Annotated in this window: 21 protein-coding genes; 8 read left to right on the top strand and 13 right to left on the bottom strand. The window is 47.5% G+C overall.

Going from position 1 to position 22,693, the window contains the following annotated elements:
- The first annotated feature begins 9 nt into the window (after nt 1-9).
- Nucleotides 10-471, top strand: a complete 462-nt coding sequence (locus EML15_RS07525; protein WP_144274545.1) for a DUF2269 domain-containing protein — start codon at nt 10-12, stop codon at nt 469-471.
- A 44-nt stretch (nt 472-515) separates the two neighbouring features.
- Here the strand turns inward: EML15_RS07525 and EML15_RS07520 are convergent, their stop codons facing one another.
- Entirely contained in the window at nt 516-2,516 is a 2,001-nt protein-coding gene (locus EML15_RS07520; protein ID WP_144274543.1) for a DEAD/DEAH box helicase, read from the bottom strand.
- Nucleotides 2,517-2,614: 98 nt separating this feature from the next.
- Entirely contained in the window at nt 2,615-3,526 is a 912-nt protein-coding gene (locus EML15_RS07515) for an aldose 1-epimerase family protein (RefSeq protein WP_144274541.1), read from the bottom strand.
- Nucleotides 3,527-3,633: 107 nt separating this feature from the next.
- Here EML15_RS07515 and EML15_RS07510 point away from each other — a divergent pair, with 107 nt between their 5' ends.
- A complete protein-coding gene (locus EML15_RS07510) occupies nt 3,634-4,137 on the top strand; it encodes a hypothetical protein (RefSeq protein WP_144274539.1) in 504 nt (167 codons plus the stop codon).
- On the opposite strand, the gene EML15_RS07505 is transcribed toward EML15_RS07510, so the two are convergent.
- The 7 genes from EML15_RS07505 to EML15_RS07475 all read right to left on the bottom strand — a co-directional run bounded on the left by EML15_RS07505 (nt 4,134) and on the right by EML15_RS07475 (nt 11,182).
- Entirely contained in the window at nt 4,134-5,300 is a 1,167-nt protein-coding gene (locus tag EML15_RS07505) for an ATP-binding cassette domain-containing protein (protein WP_144274537.1), read from the bottom strand. The two genes, EML15_RS07510 and EML15_RS07505, sit on opposite strands and share 4 nt — an antisense overlap.
- Nucleotides 5,301-5,303: 3 nt before the next feature.
- The gene (locus tag EML15_RS07500) at nt 5,304-6,005 is read right to left on the bottom strand and encodes an energy-coupling factor transporter transmembrane component T (RefSeq protein ID WP_185967213.1); all 702 of its coding nucleotides are present in this window, start codon (nt 6,003-6,005) and stop codon (nt 5,304-5,306) included.
- Nucleotides 6,006-6,025: 20 nt separating this feature from the next.
- Nucleotides 6,026-6,796: an ECF transporter S component gene (locus EML15_RS07495; RefSeq protein WP_144274533.1), complete on the bottom strand. Its 771-nt coding sequence runs from the start codon at nt 6,794-6,796 to the stop codon at nt 6,026-6,028.
- 97 nt (nt 6,797-6,893) lie between these two features.
- Complete coding sequence (locus EML15_RS07490) at nt 6,894-7,889, bottom strand: nucleoside hydrolase (RefSeq protein WP_255455996.1); 996 nt, start codon at nt 7,887-7,889, stop codon at nt 6,894-6,896.
- A 6-nt stretch (nt 7,890-7,895) separates the two neighbouring features.
- Complete coding sequence (locus EML15_RS07485) at nt 7,896-8,723, bottom strand: hypothetical protein (protein WP_144274531.1); 828 nt, start codon at nt 8,721-8,723, stop codon at nt 7,896-7,898.
- A 102-nt stretch (nt 8,724-8,825) separates the two neighbouring features.
- The gene (locus tag EML15_RS07480; RefSeq protein ID WP_185967212.1) at nt 8,826-9,626 is read right to left on the bottom strand and encodes a (2Fe-2S)-binding protein; all 801 of its coding nucleotides are present in this window, start codon (nt 9,624-9,626) and stop codon (nt 8,826-8,828) included.
- Nucleotides 9,623-11,182: a carboxylesterase/lipase family protein gene (locus EML15_RS07475; RefSeq protein WP_144274527.1), complete on the bottom strand. Its 1,560-nt coding sequence runs from the start codon at nt 11,180-11,182 to the stop codon at nt 9,623-9,625. The genes EML15_RS07480 and EML15_RS07475 overlap by 4 nt, the downstream gene beginning before the upstream one ends.
- A gap of 207 nt (nt 11,183-11,389) precedes the next feature.
- Between EML15_RS07475 and EML15_RS07470 the strand changes: the two genes are divergently transcribed.
- Together EML15_RS07470 and EML15_RS07465 are read left to right on the top strand one after the other, a co-directional pair.
- Nucleotides 11,390-12,205, top strand: a complete 816-nt coding sequence (locus tag EML15_RS07470; RefSeq protein ID WP_144274525.1) for a shikimate 5-dehydrogenase — start codon at nt 11,390-11,392, stop codon at nt 12,203-12,205.
- Between the two features lie 7 nt (nt 12,206-12,212).
- The gene (locus EML15_RS07465; protein ID WP_246858198.1) at nt 12,213-13,016 is read left to right on the top strand and encodes a hypothetical protein; all 804 of its coding nucleotides are present in this window, start codon (nt 12,213-12,215) and stop codon (nt 13,014-13,016) included.
- On the opposite strand, the gene EML15_RS07460 is transcribed toward EML15_RS07465, so the two are convergent.
- A complete protein-coding gene (locus tag EML15_RS07460; RefSeq protein ID WP_144274523.1) occupies nt 13,005-13,514 on the bottom strand; it encodes a MarR family transcriptional regulator in 510 nt (169 codons plus the stop codon). The two genes, EML15_RS07465 and EML15_RS07460, sit on opposite strands and share 12 nt — an antisense overlap.
- A 19-nt stretch (nt 13,515-13,533) precedes the next feature.
- Nucleotides 13,534-13,938, bottom strand: coding sequence for a hypothetical protein (locus EML15_RS07455; protein ID WP_246858197.1), 405 nt, complete (start codon nt 13,936-13,938; stop codon nt 13,534-13,536).
- A gap of 465 nt (nt 13,939-14,403) precedes the next feature.
- On the opposite strand from EML15_RS07455, the gene EML15_RS07450 reads away from it, so the two are divergent.
- Complete coding sequence (locus tag EML15_RS07450; RefSeq protein ID WP_144274521.1) at nt 14,404-18,087, top strand: multifunctional oxoglutarate decarboxylase/oxoglutarate dehydrogenase thiamine pyrophosphate-binding subunit/dihydrolipoyllysine-residue succinyltransferase subunit; 3,684 nt, start codon at nt 14,404-14,406, stop codon at nt 18,085-18,087.
- Nucleotides 18,088-18,253: 166 nt separating this feature from the next.
- Here the strand turns inward: EML15_RS07450 and EML15_RS07445 are convergent, their stop codons facing one another.
- On the bottom strand, nt 18,254-18,916 hold the full coding sequence (locus tag EML15_RS07445) for a hypothetical protein (RefSeq protein ID WP_144274519.1): 663 nt from the start codon (nt 18,914-18,916) through the stop codon (nt 18,254-18,256).
- 50 nt (nt 18,917-18,966) lie between these two features.
- Nucleotides 18,967-19,521, bottom strand: a complete 555-nt coding sequence (locus EML15_RS07440) for a general stress protein (RefSeq protein WP_144274517.1) — start codon at nt 19,519-19,521, stop codon at nt 18,967-18,969.
- A gap of 97 nt (nt 19,522-19,618) precedes the next feature.
- Here EML15_RS07440 and EML15_RS07435 point away from each other — a divergent pair, with 97 nt between their 5' ends.
- The 3 genes from EML15_RS07435 to EML15_RS07425 are packed head-to-tail and all read left to right on the top strand — an operon-like array spanning nt 19,619 to nt 22,692.
- Complete coding sequence (locus EML15_RS07435; RefSeq protein WP_144274515.1) at nt 19,619-20,917, top strand: CBS domain-containing protein; 1,299 nt, start codon at nt 19,619-19,621, stop codon at nt 20,915-20,917.
- A 9-nt stretch (nt 20,918-20,926) separates the two neighbouring features.
- Nucleotides 20,927-21,535, top strand: coding sequence for a DUF1003 domain-containing protein (locus tag EML15_RS07430; protein ID WP_144274513.1), 609 nt, complete (start codon nt 20,927-20,929; stop codon nt 21,533-21,535).
- Nucleotides 21,536-21,552: 17 nt separating this feature from the next.
- Entirely contained in the window at nt 21,553-22,692 is a 1,140-nt protein-coding gene (locus tag EML15_RS07425) for an Mrp/NBP35 family ATP-binding protein (RefSeq protein ID WP_144274512.1), read from the top strand.
- Nucleotide 22,693 lies beyond the last annotated feature (1 nt).

The raw sequence follows: 22,693 nt of genomic DNA, 5'->3' as shown, positions 1-22,693 counted from the left end.
AAGGTTATTGTGGGTTCTCTCCTCGTTTTGCTCCATGTCATAGCGGCCATTCTTTTCCTCGGCCCAGTCACTTTTGCCGTATCGACGTTCCATGTGCGTGCTTTTGCCGCTCACAATGGTGATGAACTTGCTCGTGGTTCTGCAGCGGTGCTGTATAAAATCACTCGTACGTATGGAATTTTGTCGGTGCTGGTCCCCCTCATCGGGTTCGCCATCATGTTTACGGGTGACTATTGGTCCGAGGGTAAGTTCCATATCTCTATCATGTTGTCAGTTTTTGCCTGGGGTATTCTCTATTTCCTTATCCTGCCCATTCAGCAGCGCATGGCTGATGCGCTCAGCATTAGCGAAGGGGCTGCAGAGTTCGATTCCGCTTCTTTTTCTTGGGAGAAGGCCAAGAATCACTTGTCAATGTTCGGTGGTATTTTCTCTCTGCTCTGGGTTATCATTGCAGTTTTGATGATTCTTTAGCTAAAAAAATGGCATACCCGATGGGGTATGCCATTTGTCATTTCTTAGTCACGCCAACGACGCTCGCGATCACGACGACGCTCCCGACCATAACCACCTCGACGAGGACCAGTATCTTTTTCGATATGAATTAACTGACCAGAGATACGAGTGTCACGTAGTCTCTCAAAAACGGAGTGCGGCAAGTTTTTCGGCAAATCCACCAAGGTGTGATCTGCCCCAATGGTAATGCGACCAAAGTCTCTGTGGCTCAAGCCACCTTCATTGGCTAGGGCACCCACAATAGAACCAGGACGCACGTGTTGGCGCTTACCTACTGCTAGGCGGTATGTTTCCATGTCTTTGTCATTGCGCTCAAAACGAGAGCCACGGTCACGATCACGACGACGCTCTCGACCATAGCCACGATCCTCGCGGTCAAAGCGCTCACGTCGATCGCGTTCGCGTCGATCGCGTCTTTTATCTGCCGGAGGTTCTTTCATGAAGAACTCACCTGCACGCGCTTGGGTGGCAAGTGCCGCAGCAACGTCTTCTAATGGGACGTCGTGTTGTTCTGCATAGGCTTTGACTAAAGAACGGAATACGTCGATTTGCTTGTCTTCTAGCGATTCCGTAATGGAGTCTGCGAACTTTTCTTTGCGAGATTCATTGACCTCATCGACCGTAGGCAAGTCCATTTCTTCGAGACGAGCATTTGTTGCTCGCTCAATAGAGCGCAGCATACGACGTTCGCGAGGAGTGACGAACAAGATCGCTTCACCGCTTCGACCAGCACGACCCGTTCGACCAATGCGGTGCACATAGCTTTCAGTGTCGTTAGGGATGTCGTAGTTGAATACGTGAGTGATGCGATCTACGTCCAAACCACGGGCTGCAACGTCGGTGGCCACCAAAATATCCAAGCGACCATCTTTGAGCTGATCGACGGTGCGTTCACGCTGTGCCTGAGCAATATCACCATTGATCGCTGCAGCGGAAAATCCACGTGCACGCAGCTTCTCAGCAAGCTCTTCAGTTTCATGCTTCGTGCGCACAAACATGATCATTGCCTCAAACTCAGTAACCTCAAGAATACGAGTTAGTGCGTCAAGTTTATTGCGGTGAGCAACGCTCAGGTAGCGTTGGGTGATGTTAGTGTTGGTACGCGTTTGACTCTTTACTTGAATCTCACGCGGATCATTCATGTATTGCTTGGAGATACGTCGAATGCCATTAGGCATGGTCGCAGAGAAGAGCGCAACTTGCTTGTCTTCAGGTGTGTCTTCCAAAATGCGCTCAACATCTTCTTGGAAGCCCATGTTGAGCATTTCATCTGCCTCATCAAGCACCAAGAAACGCAAAGCAGAAATATCCAAAGAGCCTTTTTCCAGGTGGTCAATAACACGACCAGGCGTACCCACAATAATCTGGGCTCCCCGACGCAAACCGGAAAGCTGAATACCATAAGCCTGCCCACCATAGATAGGCAGAATATGGATATCGCCTAAGTGATCCGCAAAAGACTGGAAAGAGTCAGCAACTTGCAGTGCTAGTTCACGAGTCGGTGCCAAGATAAGTGCCTGCGGATGACGCACTTTCTTATCAATGCGCGACAAAATCGGCAGTGCAAAAGCTGCAGTCTTACCTGTTCCTGTTTGTGCTAAGCCAAGAACGTCATGCCCTTCCATGAGTACGGGTATGGTCTGCGCCTGGATAGGCGAAGGAACCTCAAACCCGACTCTCTGCACAGCTTGCAGAACTGCAGGCGCTAACCCAAGATCCTCGAACCCTGTCTGCGCAGTCTTGTTGTCTTTCTGCTCAGATTCAGGATCATGGTGTGTATCATCACTGTCTGAGTCGCGCTTTTGTTGTACTTGTTCATTAGTGTCCGCTTCTTGCGCGGAGCCGGCGTCCTCAGAAGTGTTCGCAACCCTGGCATTTTCTTCTTCTCCCACTATATCTTCCAAAGAATAGGGAGCATCTACCTGCGAATTATCCTGAGATTCCGACAATAAATTCACGTCCAGCTCGTTCTCGCCGCTGGTGGCGTTATCGGTAATACTCATCTCTCTTACAAACCTACGCTATGGGCGCTTGTTTTACCTACTCAAACATTCATTTAGTGACACTTACACACGAGAAAAATATATGTGTAACTTATCACTCAGCTATTTTCTAGTGCCCTGATGAGTATTTTATGCTCCACAGAGTTCTCAGCCATCAGTACCACAAGATCTGTTCCAGTCACGAAAGCATTGGGAGGAGCACTCATTGGCTCGATCGCCACTGCCCGCCCAGTAGGAGACGTTGGAAAATCATGAGGCGTAAAAATCTGCTGCCACCGCAAATTCGGACTGCACAACATCTCCACCCCACAACCATTGTGTTCTAATTGGGCACGAACCCCACCAGAACCAGACCAGTAGAAGCAGTCATCAAAAAATTGACCGCGCAATGCTATCCCTGCTGCCAAGTCGGCTGCTCGTCGTGTAGCTTTTACGATCCCTTGTGGTAGTTTTCTTTGATCACTCAACGCAAGTTGCTTATCGACGCTCACCTGCAGCACACATTGTGCCGGATCTATATCCTGAGCACAAAGGTATGTATGCAAGCCAAAAGCATAAGGTGCTGCTCGATATGGTGTTCGCGCAATAAAATCAGCATGAAGACCATGCCCGTCTAGTACATATCGTGCCCGAATATCTATTTGCCAAGGAAAACCAAGCTCCGGCCCACACGAAATCCCTAATTCCACAGAGTGCGGATGTGCTTGAATAACCTGCCATATTCGATCCAAAACTAAACCATGAATGGCATTAGCACGCTCAGGCTCCGTTATCGGCAACTGGTAACTTTTTCCTTGAAACTGGTAGCGACCATCTTCAATCCGATTGGGCCACGGGGCGAGTACCACACCCGATGCCATAGGCGGAGTCATGGAGTCAGGATATGGTTCAACTAAGTTTTTCCCCTTGTAGGTCAGGGCTTTAATACCGCCACCATAAGTGGAAATTTCCGCCTCGTATTCTTGGTAGCCCAGCTTGATTACTGTATATGCGTTTCCAGAAGGAGTCATAAGGAAAATTTTTCCAGAAAGCAGCGGTTTACACCATAGACAAAATCGAAAATATGTTCTATCCTTTTTTGAGATTATGTCGCCGATGAAAATTAAGGTCTATCACCATGAAAAAAGTAATCAACTTCCCCTCTGCGCAACGTCATCTTCGTCATCGTTCATTATCTGCACATACTATTTCTGCAACCCATCCGGAAACCATTGCGCAGATTCATACCATGCTCAAACATCCACGTTCACTTGCGCGCCCAATGCCACACTGGCGCCCGCTGCGGAAAAAACTTCCTGCCACACCACGGGGCGAGAAACTTGTAGTCGCACTGAGTCGTCACCGAGTTGGTATGCGGATTCAAGCAAGAATGACAGGTTATGGAGCAACAGCTACTCCGGCATATGTCGTGAGCATGAGGATAAGTGATCCGCACAGTGGTTATGTTGCGCAAGATACTGCGTATGCTTGGGTTACTGCAATAGCTGGCGCTGAATATAGCCACTGTATTCATGAGTTTGTGCATGAAAGTACCCCTACTTTTGCCTGGCTCGTGGACAAAGATTTCACACCGATTCCTTCCCCCGCTTCTCTTTTTGAGAACACGAGTCAAGCAGCTTAAGCAACAGGAGAAGGCAAAAAGACCTCATTGACTGTACAGTACTGACGCATTTCTGATATCACGCGTGCATCATGGCAAGTAAGAACCATTGCTTGACCTTGCCGAAGTGCTGCTGCTAGAAGGTGATGAAAATACTGCCGCGAATGTCTATCAAGTCCAACATCAGGCTCATCAAGCAGCACTACTTGGGTTTTTCTCCCCAATACTGCTGCTACTTGCCCAAGACGCAGATGTGCCTGAGGCACATCATAAGGATGCATCTCAGGGTCAATCCCCCACTGTGCCAATAACTCATCATTACCAACAAATTGCGACATAGTCGTGCTAAAAACTTGATCCGTTGCCTGCTGGGTTTGCATCGTAACGGATACATCGAGCCCCTCTGCACCATCAAAACCTACCATGGCACGCATTAAGGAAGTTTTTCCTGCACCGTTAGCTCCGCGCAACCATGTTATTTCGCCTTGGAACAAGGGTAAAGAAATTTCTTCACTCCTAAAAACGCGCTGCTGCGGGGCACGGAATTGCCAAAACTTTCGTTTCTTTACCCCACGCACCGCCTGCACAGTTCCGATGGGAATTTCTCGTCGAATACCATCCGAAGATACTACGCGTTCAGGAATCTCAAATGGTTTTTCCTCAGGTTTTTGGGTGGTTAAAGAATCATCGTATAGGTAGAAGCGATGAAAAGAATCATCTAACAATTCATGATCTTCAGTAAGTAACAAAATCACTGCCCCTGGATAACCCGCAATGAAATCAATAACCGCCTGGATGGACTGTTGATCCAGACCAGCAAAAGGGCTATCAAGAAATAAAACTTTATGCTCGAGAATTGCTACTTCAGCAATAGAAAGTCGTTTTGTTTGTCCACCAGATAATTGCGCCGGGTTTGCTTCACTCAACTGCCATAGCCCCAGCTGGGTCAGAATGTGCCGTGCGCGACGATGCATATCGTCGGAAGCGATACCACGCTGCTCTAAGCCGAATACCACTTCTTCAATAACAGTATCGCGCAAGAAAGTAATGTTGTTGTCAGCTTTCTGACTAGCAATCGCCACATTTTCCGGATCTGCCTCATACGCTTCCTGCGCAAAGCGGCTCAGCCCAGAACCAGAATCACCAATAATAACGCTACGTGTCCCCGCCGAATAATCAATCATCTTCTATCCCCTAAGCAACACTTTAACCGCTACAACAATAACCACAGCAATAATCGGGATCAGCAATCGGGCAATCTGCTGCCCTTTCGTATCTGGAACTGGTCGCAATATAGTACGCGGACCAGGCCTATCCACACCGGCAAGATCAAGTGCTAATGTTCGCTGAGCACCTTGACTGAGCACATAAACAATCACAGGGATTAACATTCCGATGTAAATACTGATTTTCGATTTATAACCAGCAAGAATACGCGCTTCTTTCATAGCTTTAACAGCTTGAGTTGCCTGCGGCAAAAATTGCAATGTTGCCCCGAGAATATAAGACAATTTGTGATTGATATTCGTTGCCTGGATCGCCTTGACTAAAAGCGGCACGCTGCTGAACGTCATTGCAGACAATACTGCTGCCATAAGTGCACAAAAACGCAGACTCAACTGAGCACTGACCAGTAAACCATCACTGGTCACAAACGGGAGGATATGATGCTCGCCATAAGGAGCATGGATGATGAGCACGGAAAAAGCAAAGGGCAGCGATAACATCAAAGAGCTAAACACCACCGAAAAATTACGCGTCGCTGCCACGCCAATGATCCATGCACTCGCTATAACAACAAGTGAGAGCGCAAAATGATTGATACCAAGAATAAGAATCCAAGAAGAAAAACCACATACTAAAGCCGTTAATGGGTTAATAGCTTTCATGGTACCTCCTCGTCGCTCAATCATTCTTTACGTTTCTTAGGAGCTAGAGCAGCCAAAGTACGTTTCGGCAACGATTTAACCGTCACCCATACAATGAGCATGACGATAGCTTTATCAAGCGGATCGGAAATAAACGATTGCAGCGTTACCGAAGCCAGCAAGGAATTGCCCATTTCTCGTAGCGCAGATACTACAGCACCAGTTCCTACTCCAGCAGTACCACCATAAACAAACGCAGCAACCGGTGAAGATAGTGAACCACATACAATCCCCAAGATCGCCCCAGAGATAATCACAGTGAAGATATTTCTGAAGGCTCCTTTTTTAATGAGCCAACCAGAAAACGCACCGATAGATGCGCTTACCGCAGCAAAAGGCAATGCTGCTGGTGTAAGCAATCCCCACACCACAGAGCTTAAGGTTCCCGTCGCTAAGCCAGCAACAGGACCAGCCAAGGCAGCAACAAGCACCGTCCCCACTGAGTCAAGGTATAGCGGCACACCAATAGAACCGATGATTTGCCCAACCACGATGTTGAGCACCAAAGCAACAGGAACTATCGCAATTGTACGTGCAGGCAGTGTCGGCAAGGTACCAGCAAGCAATAGCAACGCCCCAACCACATAACCGAATAATGTGATAAGAGCTGCCGACGACCCACCAACTGATTCCCAGTCAGATGGACGAGTAATAACCAAATAAAGCCATGTGGCAACGATAAGCAGCGTACCGGCAAGTACCAGCCCACGCTGGGTTGGCGTAAAATTAGATTGAGTCTGTGACTGTGACATTATGTCTCTTTCTCTCCAGATAAAATTTGAGCGCAGCAAAAAGAACACTGCTTTTCTATGTCACCTCGAAAAACAGCTTTTCACGTTGGATACTAGCCTATTTGCTTGCTAAGTGTGAAGCCAAAAACTGCATTGCGTTAAAAAAATCGGCATAAGCCTGCTCAAAATCCACGTCAATTACCAGTGCCACCGAGTCACGATGTGAAGCAGCACTATCCCAGTGATTCTTATAATCGGCAACTGTGGTACCACGCATAAGCGTTGACTCTGTTTCTACATCAACAGTCACACGACGTACGTGTGTTTTAACGCGCCCAAGGGCAATCATGCACGTTAATAGATCATGGATCTGTGCTTGATAGCCTTCGCCTTGTTGCTCATGAAACTCGAAATAAAACCGCAAGGCATCGTCGATAAGCTCGGCAAGGATATGATCAGAAAATATCGCACGAAGTCTTGTCACATCTTCTGGAGTGATAAGCATTTTCTCGGTGACAGATAACGAACACAATCTAAGAGGATGCGCAGAATGCGCAGCTTGAAAAACCTTTTGTGCAGCGTGAGGATCCACCCAACAATTCCATTCCGCTGTCGGCGTGGTGTTGCCAGGGTAAAGGAAACTACCCCCCATAATGCTCACATTATGGGGCAGCCCATGAGTCTCCATCCATCGAGCTAGATTAGTGGTCGGCCCGGTAACAATAAGATGAGCCTGTGGTGTAGTGCTAAACACCTGCGTCCATAGCTCCTGCCAATTATTGTGCGGGGTGCTTGTGAGCATTGTTTCCGTCACCTGGACATAGCCCAGACCACTTTCGCCATGTGTCTCAGGAGTAGTCACGAGAGGCACCACCAAAGGATTCATGGATCCCTGAGACACTGGAATAGTTGCCAGCTCGCATAGATCTAGAATATAGCGAGAGTTCCAGGCGCATTGCTGAGCACTAACATTTCCAGCGCTTGTACTCACGCCGGTGAGAATGATGTCGCCTTTGTGGTGCAAAGCAGCAAGATATATCAATGCAATAGCATCATCGATACCAGTATCACAATCTAGTAATACTGGTAATGGTTGCAAGTTGTTCGATATCACGCTGAGTTATTCGTCCGTATCCTCAAAATCTTCAAGGTCATCTGCGTATTCATCCATCTCAGCTATTTCATCTATGTCGTCTATCTCTATCTCGTCGTAATCCGATATATCAAAAACCTCATACTCTGAGTAATCGTCATCATATTCATCAAAAGGCACTAATTGCGATTCCCAATCAGCTCCTTGATCTGCGGCAAGAGATAAGACGTCGAAAAGCTTGTCCCAATCGTCGAAGGTGCCTAGCTCTAACACCTCATTGTCCTCAGGATGCGATGCAATATCGTAGAGGAGTTTTTGCTGCTGTCGCTTGGTTGCACCGTCGATATTATGCAAAGATGCCAGGACTTCATCACGCTCATTGGCATAAGAAGCTAGTTCTTCCCCCAAAGCAATAAATACTACAGACGCTGTCGGGGTTGTTTCTTCGCTTTCCACGCACACACGTATCACAGAGGTATGTGTTACCCCTGCATATACCACACGAGCGTCAAAAGGATCATGGAAAAACTCTAAGTCAGCAATGCGCTCATCAGTACCATCAAGAAGATCTTGAAGTACCGTGACTACTTGGTCGGTTGCGATATGCCCTAATACTGTTTTTACTGCGTCGTCAACAGAAAACACCACAGAAACCAGTGCGGAATCAAATAGTTCTTCTTCATCATCGGCAACAGCATTGGCGATATAAACATTTGCCGCTGGCAAATCTGCATCTATTTCAATGAATTGGATTTCAATGCCAGAAGTAATTGGCACAAACATCACATCATCATTGACCCGCGATTCAATACCAGCGTTATCAAGGCTAGTTGCGATGTCCTCAAAAAAACTCATTGTTGTGGCTCCTCGCCCTCGGCATGAGATGAAACTAGACCATTTTTATGATCCAGGCACCAGCCTAATACTTCTGTGGCTTTCGTGCTGGATATTTTCGTACTAATACTCATAAGCCGCAATAATCCGAGCATATCGCTGCTGTTTTTCTTGATGCGGGCACGAGACGCATTTCGCAATCTCTGGCGAATGATAAATCATGCAGCAGCTAGAGCGATGTGCCACGAGCACATCTGGCGCTGCCGCCACATCATGAGTCTCTGCAAGTTCCACTATGGTGTCGTCGATAAGCTCGGCGAATCGCGGTGTAGGCAATGGCCAGGCACTGTGTCGTTGTATTCCTGCCAAAATTTGCGGGATAGCGCGCAGAGCTTTTGCGGTTTCTAGTTCTTCATTGGCGCTAGCAATCGACGACTGCACCACGGCATCAGCGACGAGTGCCCATAAAGGTGCTGGTCGCATTCCACTGTGCTCGCATATCTTAGCGATAATCGGAGCAAAACTGCGAGCAATCCCCATACCCATATCTTCATAGTCACGAGCTTGAGCCTGTGGCCGTAGCCCAAACCAAAACCCTTGCGCATCTCGACGAAAAAGCAATGCTGCTGAGTGTGCGTCATCGGAAAAGTCTATTGCTGGGATTGTCTCAGAGCGAATCATCACATATAGTGCTGGGCTTAGCACATCATTGAGAAAAGTATAAAGCCACAGATGTAGCTGATGTTTCAACTGCTCAAGGTGGAAAATATCGGCGCATGCTGTGGCGATATCAGCTAAGGCTTCACTGCTGAGCAATTGCTGAGCACTAATTATCTGAGAGGACTCTGATACAACAAGGCAGGGACTAAACCGCGGATAATCCAATACCAGACGATCAAGCTCTTGGGCTAGGTTTTGTGTCATACTTCTGGTCGCCCTATTCCCCATTCGGTCATGTCATAATTTTGCCATGCTTGACGACGATTACGCTGTGGATCATAAATCACATGACTATGACGATCAAAAATTTTCGTTGCTCTACCTGGAAAAATATCATTAGGCGCTACATAGCGAGGCCAGTGATGCCCCGGATTACCATGATGAATAAAGTGAGCCCAGTGGTACTGCATTTGTTCTTTGAGCTCAAGTAAATTATTTTTCCCAGCCAACTTATGCAGTGCAGACACTTTAGAGCCGGTTAAATCACCAAACACTGGGGTCAATTCCATAGCATGCATAGCACCTAAACCAAGTTTTTTAAGTAGAGCAGGAGAAAAATCAAAACGATACATCCACGTATCTGCATGAGTGCAATGAGAATGCGCAGCCTGCATCGCTGGTGCCCAAAAAAGAGCGTCGGCAAGCAAAAAGGCAAAATCTCTGCGCAGTTGCGCTCCACCATAGGTCGCTAATACAGCAGGTGCGCCTTGAGGATCGAAATCTTCAAGCATCCGGGTAGCTGCTTTGATTCTTGACTTTTGCCGAATATAGAAACCTTGAGCTAAAGCTACTTCATCAGAGTTCGTTCCGATCAGCAGAGGAACTTTATGCTGTTTTCCCTGCGAAAAAACATGAAGAGGGTGCGAAGGCAGAGTGGTTTTATCTACAGTTGGCGCATAGCAGGAGTTGAGATAAAACAATTCTCGACTGCGCCACAACATAGATTGCCCAGCACGGATGAGATCTTTTGTAGGTATCTTACGCAGATATGCCAATAGCGAAGACTCAGAATTGGCAGTACGCAACGCATGGTGACCGTAATTTTTCGCTAATCGACGCACCAACTGTTTTGTCCAAAAACGCGACTGTGCAGCAGAATGCACAACAGAAATTGGTGGTGATTGGGCAATAGCTCGGTGAAATAATCCTTGGGTAGCTGGCACGCACATCAGCGTTAATACTGCAGCACCACCCGCAGACTCGCCCATCAAGGTCACATTATGTGGATCGCCACCAAAAGCAGCGATATTTTCTCGGATCCACTGTAATGCCAAAACTTGGTCGAGAACTGCAGGATTAGCAACGCAATCATCACCAAGAGAACGCATATCCAGGTAACCGAGCACCCCTAAGCGAAAATTGATTGATACGTACACCACGTTAAGATCTCGAGCAAAACCGTGTCCACGCAATAACTGTTGGTGCGAGGAACCATAGATAAATGAGCCACCATGAAAATAAACAACCACGGGCAATACGTCGTCAGTATCTGGTCGTACAATATCTAGGTTAAGACAATCCTGTGACCCAATAACAGCGTCGTTAAGACCATATGTTGGTTGGGGTGCAACTTTGCCATAGTCATAAGCAGTCTTAATACCTTGCCAGGGTTGCACTGGAACAGGCGCAAGAAAGCGACGTTTCTTTGCTGTAGTTTGTCCATAGGCAACACCACGCCAGGTACGCACGCGATCAATAATCACTCCCTCAATTTTTCCTTGCCGTAACTGAGCAACGGGACCACGAGAAATAATCTTCATAGATACAAGATCCAGACAAAACCTAGACAAAACTAAAGCAAAAACAACGCTAACGCACCATAGGCACGACGTTTTCATCTTACAAAGTTTTATCTCGCATTGCCGTGTTTATTTTTGGCTTAGCTATCGCCTGATATGTGTTTGCACAATCACAAGACTCACCATGATCTGCACTAGCAATGCTTGCTTACGCTACAGTGGTAAAGCATGATCAATATCATCGACCGCGATACAATTTTGTGCATTTCGCTGGCAGCGAAGCCCTCTCATCACGGAGTACGGTTCCATAATTGGCTCTATGATCGCCTGGGGCTTAATTATGTGTATAAGGCTGTTGCGCCACACGACATTCACGCTGCCGTCGCGGGAATCCGTGGCTTAGGTATCCGTGGTGCCGGGGTATCAATGCCTTATAAACAAGATGTTATTGCTCTGCTTGATGAGTTAGATCCATCAGCGCGTAGAATCCATGCGGTTAACACCATCGTTAATACTGACGGGGTGCTTAAAGGATATAACACCGACTATCTTGCAGTACGGGAACTAGCGCAAGAAAAGAAGTTGGATCCGCAGGCGTCAATTGCTGTACTTGGCTCCGGTGGTATGGCCTACGCGGTTGTCGCAGCACTGAGCGATTATGGTTTTACTGGCGGTACAGTGGTAGCGCGCAATGAACGCACCGGCAGTGAACTCGCTCAGCGTTATCAATGGAATTATTCCAGGGAGGTTCCGCCGCAAACTCAGATTCTAGTTAATGTCACTCCGCTGGGTATGTATGGTGATTATGAGGATGTTCAAGCCTTTAGTGATACTGCCATTAGTAGCGCTGAGGTGGTGTTCGATGTGGTGGCATATCCGGTTGATACACCTTTGATTCAAGCTGCACAGGCACAATCAAAAATAGTTATCACCGGTGGTGAAGTCGTAGCGTTACAAGCTGCACGGCAATTTACTCTCTACACTGGAGTAGAGCTCACATCAGAAGATATTGCCGCAGCAGAACATTATGCACAACAAGTTTAAGGAAATTATGGGTATTTTTAGAAAGAAATCACGCGATGAAGACATTATCGACTTTGAGTCTTCTGATCCACAAAAGCTTCTCGACGAATCGGGTGCCGCAGGTAAAGCATTAGTTTATGTGATAGAAAAGGCTGCAGGTGCGCAAAAAGGAATCGTCGTTAAGTATATCGACTGGTTGCGCAAACAAAATCCTCATGCCACTCCTGCCGAGTTGCAGAAAAAACTTGATAAGCACTTTATCAATATCTCTACAAGCACAGGTGCCGGAGCAGGAGCCACAGCAGCTATTCCTGGTGTCGGGTTTTTTCTCGGTGCTCTAGCAGTTGGGGCAGAATCTTTGGCGTTCCTGGATGCGGCAACAATGTATGTTCTTGCATCCGCATACTTACGGGGCGCTGATATTACTAAGCCGGAACGTCGACAAGCATTAGTTCTTATTGCTGTCACTGGCTCAGCAGGGACAGCCCTTATCGACGCTTCTATTGGGGCGGGTTCTCCAGTTGCTATGCTTTCTCGGCTTTCTGTACGCAATATGGGTGACGTGAATAATCGCCTGATTAAACTTGCGCTTAAACGCATTAATCGAAGTGTCAAAGCAGCGTGGCTCGGAAAAATTATGCCTTTGGGCATTGGTGCAGTTATTGGGCTATTTGCCAATCGCAAAATTGCCACAAAGGTCACTGAGCGTGTACGCAGCTCTCTTGGACCACTACCGGCAACTTTTGCGCAGGCAGAACAAGCTGCAGCAAAGAATGAAGCGATAGCTCAAGCAACTGAATCTGCTGAAACCGAGCAGCAATCAAGTAAATAGGTGCGGGAACCGACGAGATACCGCGCCTTTGAGTTCAGGCTCTGTCAGAAGGCTCACCAATTGTTTTAGGGTATCCCCAGGGTGAGCCTTTGCAGCTGTGGCTAATGCGTCAGCGAGATTGTTCTCAAAGGTAGTACGCTGCTGCAGGATTTTCTTCAGCACCCGACGCCCTTCAGGCGATAAGGCGTGCAGTGTTGCTCTTTTATCCTGTGCAGGCTGTGAGGTTACGGTTAACCCCTTATGCGCCAGAGTGCTCAGAAGTCTACTAGGGCTGCCAGTTTCACAAATGAGATTCTGCCCTACTTCTTTAGTGGTTAGTGGACCGAGTGCACCCACCACCTCAATCGCTTCTGCCTGGGAGTTTGTAAGTTTTAGTTCAGAAAAGACCTTATTCAACTGGCGATTTCCTTGGCGTTGGAGGGCAAGGATCACATAACGAAACTCTTGTGGGTATTCAGCGAGGGATTGAGCTGTTTGGGATGGTAATTCTGAAGACAATCTGCTTTCACTTTCTGCCTTATGTTGCTTGGGTTAGGAATAGTTCAAGTCTATTCAGCCGCTTTGCTGGTACCAGACTAGCCTCACGCTGACCGATAATAGAAGCAAGGCGTCCTTTCTGCTGGACACTATGCTTTACCAAAGTTCCCGCTGAAGTGGCAGACAAGAAAAAATTACTGTACTCAATCAAACCGGGGATGGATATTTCAAGGGTAATAGGATTATCTATTTCTATATAGCGCAGTTTCCCGGATAAGAAATGATGCACCGCGAGAGAATAGACACCTGGCTGCTGCGTTGTCCCCACCCTGCTGAATGCGGGATTCCATTGTGGGAGAGTTTGGGCATCGAGTAGTACCTTTTTAATAGATGACGGCGTGTATTGAAGAAATCGTTGGGCAGAAAAGGAAGATATATATGACACGTAATGCAATATATCAGTTTTTTCGCCTAACATCTATAAATATCACTCTATAAATGGGAAAATACAAGAATAAAACATATACATGATATGCCTTTTATATGGGAAATCATGCTCCAATTCACGTATCACATCACACACATTGAGAAAAATATTTAATAAACTTTCTCAATAATCACAAAGGAATCACACAGTAACAGCCGGAACGCACTACTTACTTTTGGGGGTGCCCACATTGAACAGCAATAAGAAAAACAAAGCAACTCTTTTATAAAAAAGAGCTCTGACTAGGAATTTCTTAATATATTTCCCTTTTCTCACGACGCAACATTCAATGCGACATTCAATACTGAGTTTTTCCATAATAAGACTATGACGCGTTAGCCTATTTAAGGCTATTGTGTATAGAAGAAAAATATACTATTGCGTATCACAAATATCTCACAAAGAAATGAGGCGATCCCTGTAGTGAGTGGCGCTAATACATTCGGACAAAACCAGTGGTTAGTGGACGAGATGTTCCAACAATTCCAAAAGGATCCACAATCTGTTGATCCCGAATGGCGTGAATTGTTTGCTAAGCAGCAACCACAAACCACCACAGCCCCTACCCCTGCTGCTAAAAAACCACAAACCAGCGCTACGGCAGCACCCCAAAAATCTGTTTCAGCCAGTGCAACACCAACTGAAACAAAGAAACCAGCAGCGCAAGAAAAGCAGCCTACCCCTGCACCTGCACCTGCTAAAGCTCTCCCTGAAGCTGGCTCCAAACAGCTAAAAGGTATCTTTAAGGCAATCGCAAAGAATATGGATGAGTCTCTTGAGATTCCTACCGCTACTTCTGTGCGCGATATGCCAGTCAAGCTAATGTTTGAGAATCGTGCGATTATCAATGAACATTTGCAGCGCACCCACGGCGGCAAGGTATCGTTCACGCACATCATTGGTTATGCCTTAGTCAAAGGTGTGATGGCTCATCCTGACATGAACAATAACTATGCAGTTATTGACGGAAAGCCTACTGTTATCACTCCGGAACACATTAACTTGGGTCTTGCTATCGATCTGCCCCAAAAAGATGGTTCGCGTGCTTTGGTTGTTGCCGCAATTAAAGAATGTGAAACACTCGACTTCGCGCAGTTCGTTGAAAAGTATGAAGATATTGTGGCACGTGGTCGCCAAGGCAAGCTCACTATGGACGACTATTCCGGTGTGACCATTTCGCTGACCAACCCAGGTGGCATTGGTACTCGTCACTCTGTCCCTCGTCTTACCAAGGGACAAGGCACAATCATTGGTGTTGGTTCTATGGATTATCCGGCGGAATTTGCTGGTGCTTCCGTCGATCGTCTTGCAGAGCTAGGCGTAGGAAAGCTAGTCACCATCACCTCAACTTATGATCACCGCATTATCCAGGGCGCAGAATCAGGCGAGTTCTTACGTACCATGAGCCGTCTGTTTGTCGATGACGCTTTCTGGGATGATATTTTCACCTCAATGCAGATCCCTTACTCCCCTATGCGCTGGGCACAGGATCTACCTAATACCGGTCTTGATAAGAACACACGTGTTATGCAACTTATCGAGGCATACCGTTCTCGTGGTCATCTTATTGCAGATACTAACCCCCTCAAGTGGGTACAACCAGGTATGCCTATTCCGGATCACCGCGATCTAGACATTGAGACACATGGTTTAACCCTGTGGGATCTAGACCGTAGCTTCCACGTCGGCGGCTTTGCTGGTAAAGAATCCATGACTCTTCGTGAACTTCTTTCCCGTCTTCGCAGTGCTTATACCTTGAAAGTTGGCTCTGAGTACACGCACATCCTTGACCATGATGAGCGCACATGGCTACAGGATCGCCTAGAAGCTGGTATGCCAAAACCAACTCAGGCAGAGCAAAAGTACATCTTGCAAAAGCTCAATGCAGCAGAAGCCTTCGAGAACTTCCTACAGACCAAATATGTTGGACAAAAGCGTTTCTCCTTGGAAGGTAGCGAATCACTCATCCCACTGATGGATTCCGCAATTGATACTGCTGCTGGTCAAGGGCTCGATGAGGTTGTCATTGGTATGCCACACCGTGGTCGCTTGAACGTACTGTTCAATATCGTGGGTAAGCCGCTGGCTACTATCTTTAACGAGTTCGAGGGCAATATCGAGTCAAAAGCAGCAGGTGGTTCTGGTGACGTTAAGTACCACCTCGGTGCTGAAGGCAATCACCTACAAATGTTCGGCGATGGCGAAATCAAAGTGTCGCTCACCGCTAACCCTTCCCACCTTGAGGCAGTAAACCCCGTGATGGAAGGTATTGTTCGCGCAAAACAAGATCTACTAGACAAAGGCGAAGATGGCTATACTGTTATGCCAATTCTTTTGCACGGCGATGCAGCTTTTGCTGGTCTTGGTATTGTACCCGAAACCATTAACTTAGCACAGCTACGTGGGTACACTGTTGGCGGCACTGTGCACATTGTGGTTAACAACCAGATTGGCTTTACTACCACTCCAGATTCAGGTCGCTCTAGCCACTATTCCACCGACCTCGCTAAGGCGTACGGCTGCCCGGTGTTCCACGTCAATGGTGATGATCCAGAAGCTGTTGTGTGGGTAGGTCAGCTTGCTACAGAATACCGTCGTCAGTTCGGTAAAGATGTATTTATTGACCTCATTTCTTATCGCCGCCGTGGGCACAACGAAGCTGATGATCCTTCAATGACTCAGCCAAAGATGTACGAACTTATCGACGGTCGTCCAACGGTTCGTGCGCAATACGCAGAGGATCTACTTGGTCGTGGTGAACTATCACCAGAAGACGCAGAGAAAGTAGCACGTGATTTCCACGATCAGATGGAATCTGTGTTCAACGAGGTCAAAGAGACTGAGAAGAAAGCCTTTAGCCCACAAGAAGGCATCACCAGTTCTCAAGAACTCCCTCATGGTTTGCACACCAATATCACCGCTGAAGAATTGGCAGAAATTGGTCAGGCATACGCTAATAAACCTGAAGGTTTCGAGTTCCACCAGCGTGTTGCACCTGTTGCACAAAAGCGTCTGGAATCGGTACGCGAAGGTGGCATTGACTGGGGTTGGGCTGAGCTCATTGCTTTCTCCTCACTTGCTAATTCCGGTAAGTTGGTTCGTCTTGCGGGTGAAGATTCTCGCCGCGGTACATTCACTCAGCGCCATGCGGTTGTGTATGATCCTCGCACAGGTGCAGAGTTCAATGGTCTTAACCAGCTTGCTGAACAAAAAGGCAATGGCGGTAAGTTCCTCGTCTATAACTCTGCGTTGACCGAATACGCCGGTATGGGATTCGAGTACGGTTATTCTGTCGGAAACCAAGACGCGGTAGTAGCTTGGGAGGCACAGTTCGGTGACTTCGCTAATGGTGCTCAAACCATCATTGACGAATATGTTTCTTCTGGCGAGGCAAAATGGGGTCAAACATCCTCTGTCATCTTGCTTCTGCCACATGGTTATGAAGGTCAAGGTCCTGACCACTCCTCAGCACGTATCGAGCGTTATTTGCAGCTATGTGCTGAAGGAACCATGACTGTTGCTCAGCCTACTACCCCGGCTAACTACTTCCACCTATTGCGTCGCCATGCTCTTGGTAATCTTAAGCGTCCACTCGTTGTGTTCACGCCAAAGTCAATGCTCCGTATGAAAGCTGCGACCTCTGCGGTAGAAGAGTTCACCCAAACTCAGAAGTTCAAGTCGGTTATCAACGATCCACGCTTTGTCGACGGTCAGGGCAATGTCATTGGTGATGTCAATAAGGTAACGACAATCATGCTCGTTTCTGGCAAGCTCTACTATGAACTAGCAAAGCGTGCCCAAAAAGATAAACGTGATGATGTCGCTATTGTCCGGATCGAAATGCTACATCCTATTCCGTTCAACCGTCTCAAAGAGGCATTTGCGCTCTATCCAAATGCAACGGAAATCCGTTACTGCCAGGATGAGCCAGCAAACCAAGGTGCATGGTCATTCCTCAATGAGCACTTACCACAGCTCATTCCAGGTCTGCTGCCAATGAAACGCATTTCACGACGTGCTCAGGCTTCTACTGCAACTGGTCTTTCTAAAGTCCATGCAATTGAACAGCAAGCACTCGTTGATGCCGCTTTTGCTGCTGATGCTTAAATGCCAAGAGCTGGTGTTGGGTGTTTGCCCTCTTAATGGCAAAGAAACACCATAGAACACCAGACAAATAAAGTTCCTTTTCTCGTGCTCGTCTAGTAGCACAGGGAAAAGGAACTTTTTGTTGGGTACCGCTTGCACGCAGTTTAGTGAGTGTGAGTTAGCTTAGCTACAGCGATTTAGAGTCTAAAAATTCAGCAGCAACTACCTCTGCTGGTTCTCCTTTTCGTGCTTTTTCCACAAGCTCAGCTAATTCTTCAGAAGATATCGAGCCACTTACTTCATTGAGCGCTAATCGCCCAGCACGCGCTAACACAGGAGTGCGATAAATAGGAACCAGATTTTCTGGCAGCGCTATTCCCTCACGAGATGCGCATTTAGCATTAGACGGATCAGAAGCCGCAAGCCCCTCGTCCAGGGATCCAACCACACCATAATAGGTATCCTCACGTTGTTCTGCCTGCTCGGTAGGACTCAACTGTTGTTTCTGCCCATATTTTTCTTCTAGTTCTCTCGCTTTCATCGCGTCATAATGACTGAGCAAGGAACCAGCACAACCGATATACACATCACTGTTGTGAGCTAACAGCTCTGCATACGGATCTACTTCTTCTGTGACAACCCTAATATGTGCTTCTCGACCATTGCGGTCAAGTATTTGACGATATAGCTCGCCTAAAATTATTTGCTCAAAAGAATCACCGTTAACCAGAACACGAACTACCTGGGTAGACTCGGGAACAGGATCTGCGTGAGGCTCCATAATTGTGCAGCCTGCCAACCCCAATGCAGCAATAAGTATTGCCGTGCCTACTTGTTTTTTCTTCCCCATAGGCTTTGCCTTTCCGGATTACTTTTGTACCTAGCACCTAACACAGTGTATTAGTTCTGCTCTTGTGGTGACTGTTGCCGTGCAGGAGCAAATCCACGTGCAGTTTCTTGAGTGAACGTCGCAATACGATCACGTGCTTCACGCGCCTTTTGTGGATTACACAATACGTCATAACGACCGGCTACGATCTGTGTTTCAGAGGAAAAATCACGACGCCCACCTTGCATGGCATACGGTACCGTGACCATAACCACACCACAAATAATGCCCAGTCCAATACCTATTGCTAGTGCATTGCCCCAGTTTGCTCCAGTAGCGCCTAACAGAATTGCAAAAAATACCCCCAGCCATGCTCCAGAAAGTACACCACGAATAATCACTTTTGCCCAGGTAAGCCGTCCGGTTACTTTTTCCACTTCCATCAAATCGACACCGACGATGGTAAGTTCTTCCACTGGAAAATTATTATCCGATAGCATATCTACCGCAGCTTGTGCCTGAGCATAAGAATCAAAACTACCTACTGGCCAGCCTTCTGGTCTTTTGCGCTCCATCGAAGAGGATAAACGCTCAGACGTATAATTTGCATTGTGTGGGTTGTCCATAGCTATATCTAATCTTTCCTCAACTCTTTCTATATTTCTCTTATATTTAACGGCTGTGTTTTATGCACTGTTCCCAAGTACCGTAAACTGTCTTTTTATGAGCGAAGTGACACGAGTATATGCTGGTCGCCTATCAGGTATGGTAGTGCGCGGACCAGATACAGACATTATTGGCAGAGTTCGTGATGTCATTGTCAATGTGCGCCCTGCTGGTCATTCTTCGCGTGTGCTTGGACTTGTAGTCGAGATGACGAATAAACGCCGCATCTTTCTACCAATGCTGCGCATTGCAACAATTGAACCCCTAGAAATTACCCTTGTTTCTGGTTCGGTTTCTTTACGTGGTTTTAAGGCACGCAGTGGTGAAGTCGCAGTTCTGGGTGAGCTCATTGGCGCAAAAGTACACGTTGATGATCCAGAATTAGATCATCTTCATTCGCACGCCGTAGAAATTGCTGATATTGAATTAGAGCGTACCCGTACTCGTGACTGGGAAATCAGCAAAGTTGCAGTTATTGGTCAGCGTCCAAAATTTGGTCGGCGCCCTATATTACACACTGTCCGGTGGAATCACGTTCATGGTCTTTATGCCTCGGGCACGGGGATTCCTGACGCTGCCGCAGAGCTTATTGCAGGTTTTGAGGATATGCGCCCTGCAGACGTTGCTTCCGTGCTCCATGATTTGCCAGTAAAACAACGCATTAACGTCGCCAGTGAGCTCGACGACGAACGCCTGGCAGATGTATTGCAGGAAATGCCTGAGGAACGTCAGGCCGAGCTGCTGGAGACATTGGATATTGAGCGTGCTGCCGACGTTCTAGAAGAAATGGATCCTGATGATGCCGCAGACTTGCTGGGTGAATTAGATGATGCCAAAGCAGATGTACTCCTAGAGCTCATGGATCCGGAAGAATCAGCACCAGTGCGGCGTCTGATGAGTTTTAGCCCTGATACTGTTGGTGCCCTCATGACTCCCGAACCGCTTATTCTTGCTCCTCAGACCACTGTTGCCGAAGCACTCGCGTTGGCGCGTAATCCTGATTTACCCACTTCGCTTGCATCATTAGTGTTTGTGGTGCGTCCGCCAACGGCAACGCCTACCGGTAAATATCTGGGCTGCGTGCATTTGCAAAAACTCCTACGAGAACCGCCCTCAGCATTAGTATCAGGCATTCTTGATCCAGATTTGCCACCACTGTATGCCGATGATTTGCAAGAAACAGCAGCACGTTATTTTGCGACCTATAACCTTGTATGTGGTCCAGTTATTGATGATGACGGGCACTTGCTCGGGGCAGTTGCCATCGACGACTTGCTTGACCATTTGTTGCCTGACAACTGGCGTGATACCGGCATTCGTCCTGAAACTCGTACCTCTCGTTCTTCACAGCAATAAGGAGTTTTTATGGCTGACTATAATCGTTCTGAGCTTGACACTCCTTATCTGAAGAAGCGTCGGAAGTTTTTTAAGATTGATGATGATACTGTCGGCGCTTATGCAGAAAAAGTAGCGCGTTTTTTTGGCACAGGTAGTTACCTGATGTGGCAAACAGTCTTTGTGACTGTCTGGATTCTGCTCAACGTCGGCGGCTGGTGGTTTAGTTGGGATGAATATCCATTCATCTTGCTCAACCTTGCTTTTTCCACGCAGGCAGCTTATGCTGCTCCGCTGATTCTGTTAGCGCAAAACCGTCAAGAAGACCGCGACCGTATCTCACTGAACGAAGATCGTCGACGTGCACTAGAAACTAAAGCAGACACCGAGTTTATTACCCGAGAACTTGCTGGTTTGCGCCTCGCTGTGGGAGAGATGGTGTCGCGTGATTACTTACGTCATGAGCTTGAAGACCTGCAAAATATGCTTGAGCGCATTGAAGCAAAGCTTGACGACGAAGCCGCAGCCCGTATCGCCCTCCAACATGAATTGCATGATCGCGGTATCCAAGAGCTCTCTGATCCTATTCAAGGAGATGTTGTGGGCAACGACAGCCCTGATACAAAGAAAAAGAAATGAGCGTATTCTAAACAATAATGAGTAAAGCAGTAATCACAGAATCACGTGTACGCGAAGCCCTCTCTCGCGTTGATGACCCAGAAATCGGCAAGCCGATTACTGAGCTAGGTATGGTCAAAAGCATTGATATAGACGAGCACAATAATGTTGCTGTTGAAATCTATCTCACCATTGCTGGCTGTCCGATGAAATCAACCCTAACCAATAATTCTCGTGCAGTATTAGAGGAGCTTGAGGGGGTTGGTACTGTAACGGTAAGTACCGATGTAATGAACGATCAGCAGCGGCAACAACTGCGCACCCAACTTCGGGGTTCTGCGAGTGAACCAGTCATCCCTTTTGCACAACCACAATCCACAACCCGGGTCTTTGCCATTGCCTCCGGTAAAGGTGGTGTAGGAAAATCCTCTATGACGGTCAACCTTGCCACTACCCTTGCTGCCCGTGGCCTAAAAGTAGGTGTACTTGATGCCGATATTTACGGTCATTCCATTCCTGGCATGCTCGGATCTACTGAAAAGCCCCATGCTGTTGATGACATGATCATGCCGCCTCAGGCGCATGGAGTAAAGCACATTTCCATCGGGCATTTTGTGGAAGACAACGCACCTGTGGTGTGGCGTGGTCCTATGTTGCACCGAGCAGTACAACAATTTCTTGCCGACGTATTCTGGGGAGATCTTGATATTCTCTTGCTAGATTTACCACCAGGAACAGGTGATATTGCTATTTCTGTGGCGCAGCTTGTCCCTAATGCGCAGTTGTTGATTGTGACTACTCCGCAGACTGCCGCTGCTGAGGTGGCAGAACGTGCAGGCTCTATTGCTATGCAAACACGCCAAAAAATTGCTGGTGTGATTGAAAATATGTCTGCACTCACGCTTCCCGACGGCACCACAATGGATGTCTTCGGTTCTGGTGGCGGTCAAGCTGTTGCCTCACGACTGAGCGCCATCACAGGCTCGCCTGTTTCGTTACTCGGTAGCGTTCCTCTTGACCCTGCGCTTAGACAAGGCGGCGATACTGCTCATCCGATTAGCATTGCCCAACCACAGTCGCCTACTGCACGTGCAATCGCAGAAATTGCAGATCAATTAGTAGTGCGTAAAGAATCACTTGCGGGCAAGCCTCTTGGCTTAGGTGTAAAGAAACAATAAC

The organism is Corynebacterium sp. sy017 (assembly GCF_017918135.1).
Taxonomy (GTDB): domain Bacteria; phylum Actinomycetota; class Actinomycetes; order Mycobacteriales; family Mycobacteriaceae; genus Corynebacterium.
The sequence above is the reverse complement of the archived record's forward strand: the minus strand, read 5'-3'. Positions and strand labels throughout refer to the sequence as shown.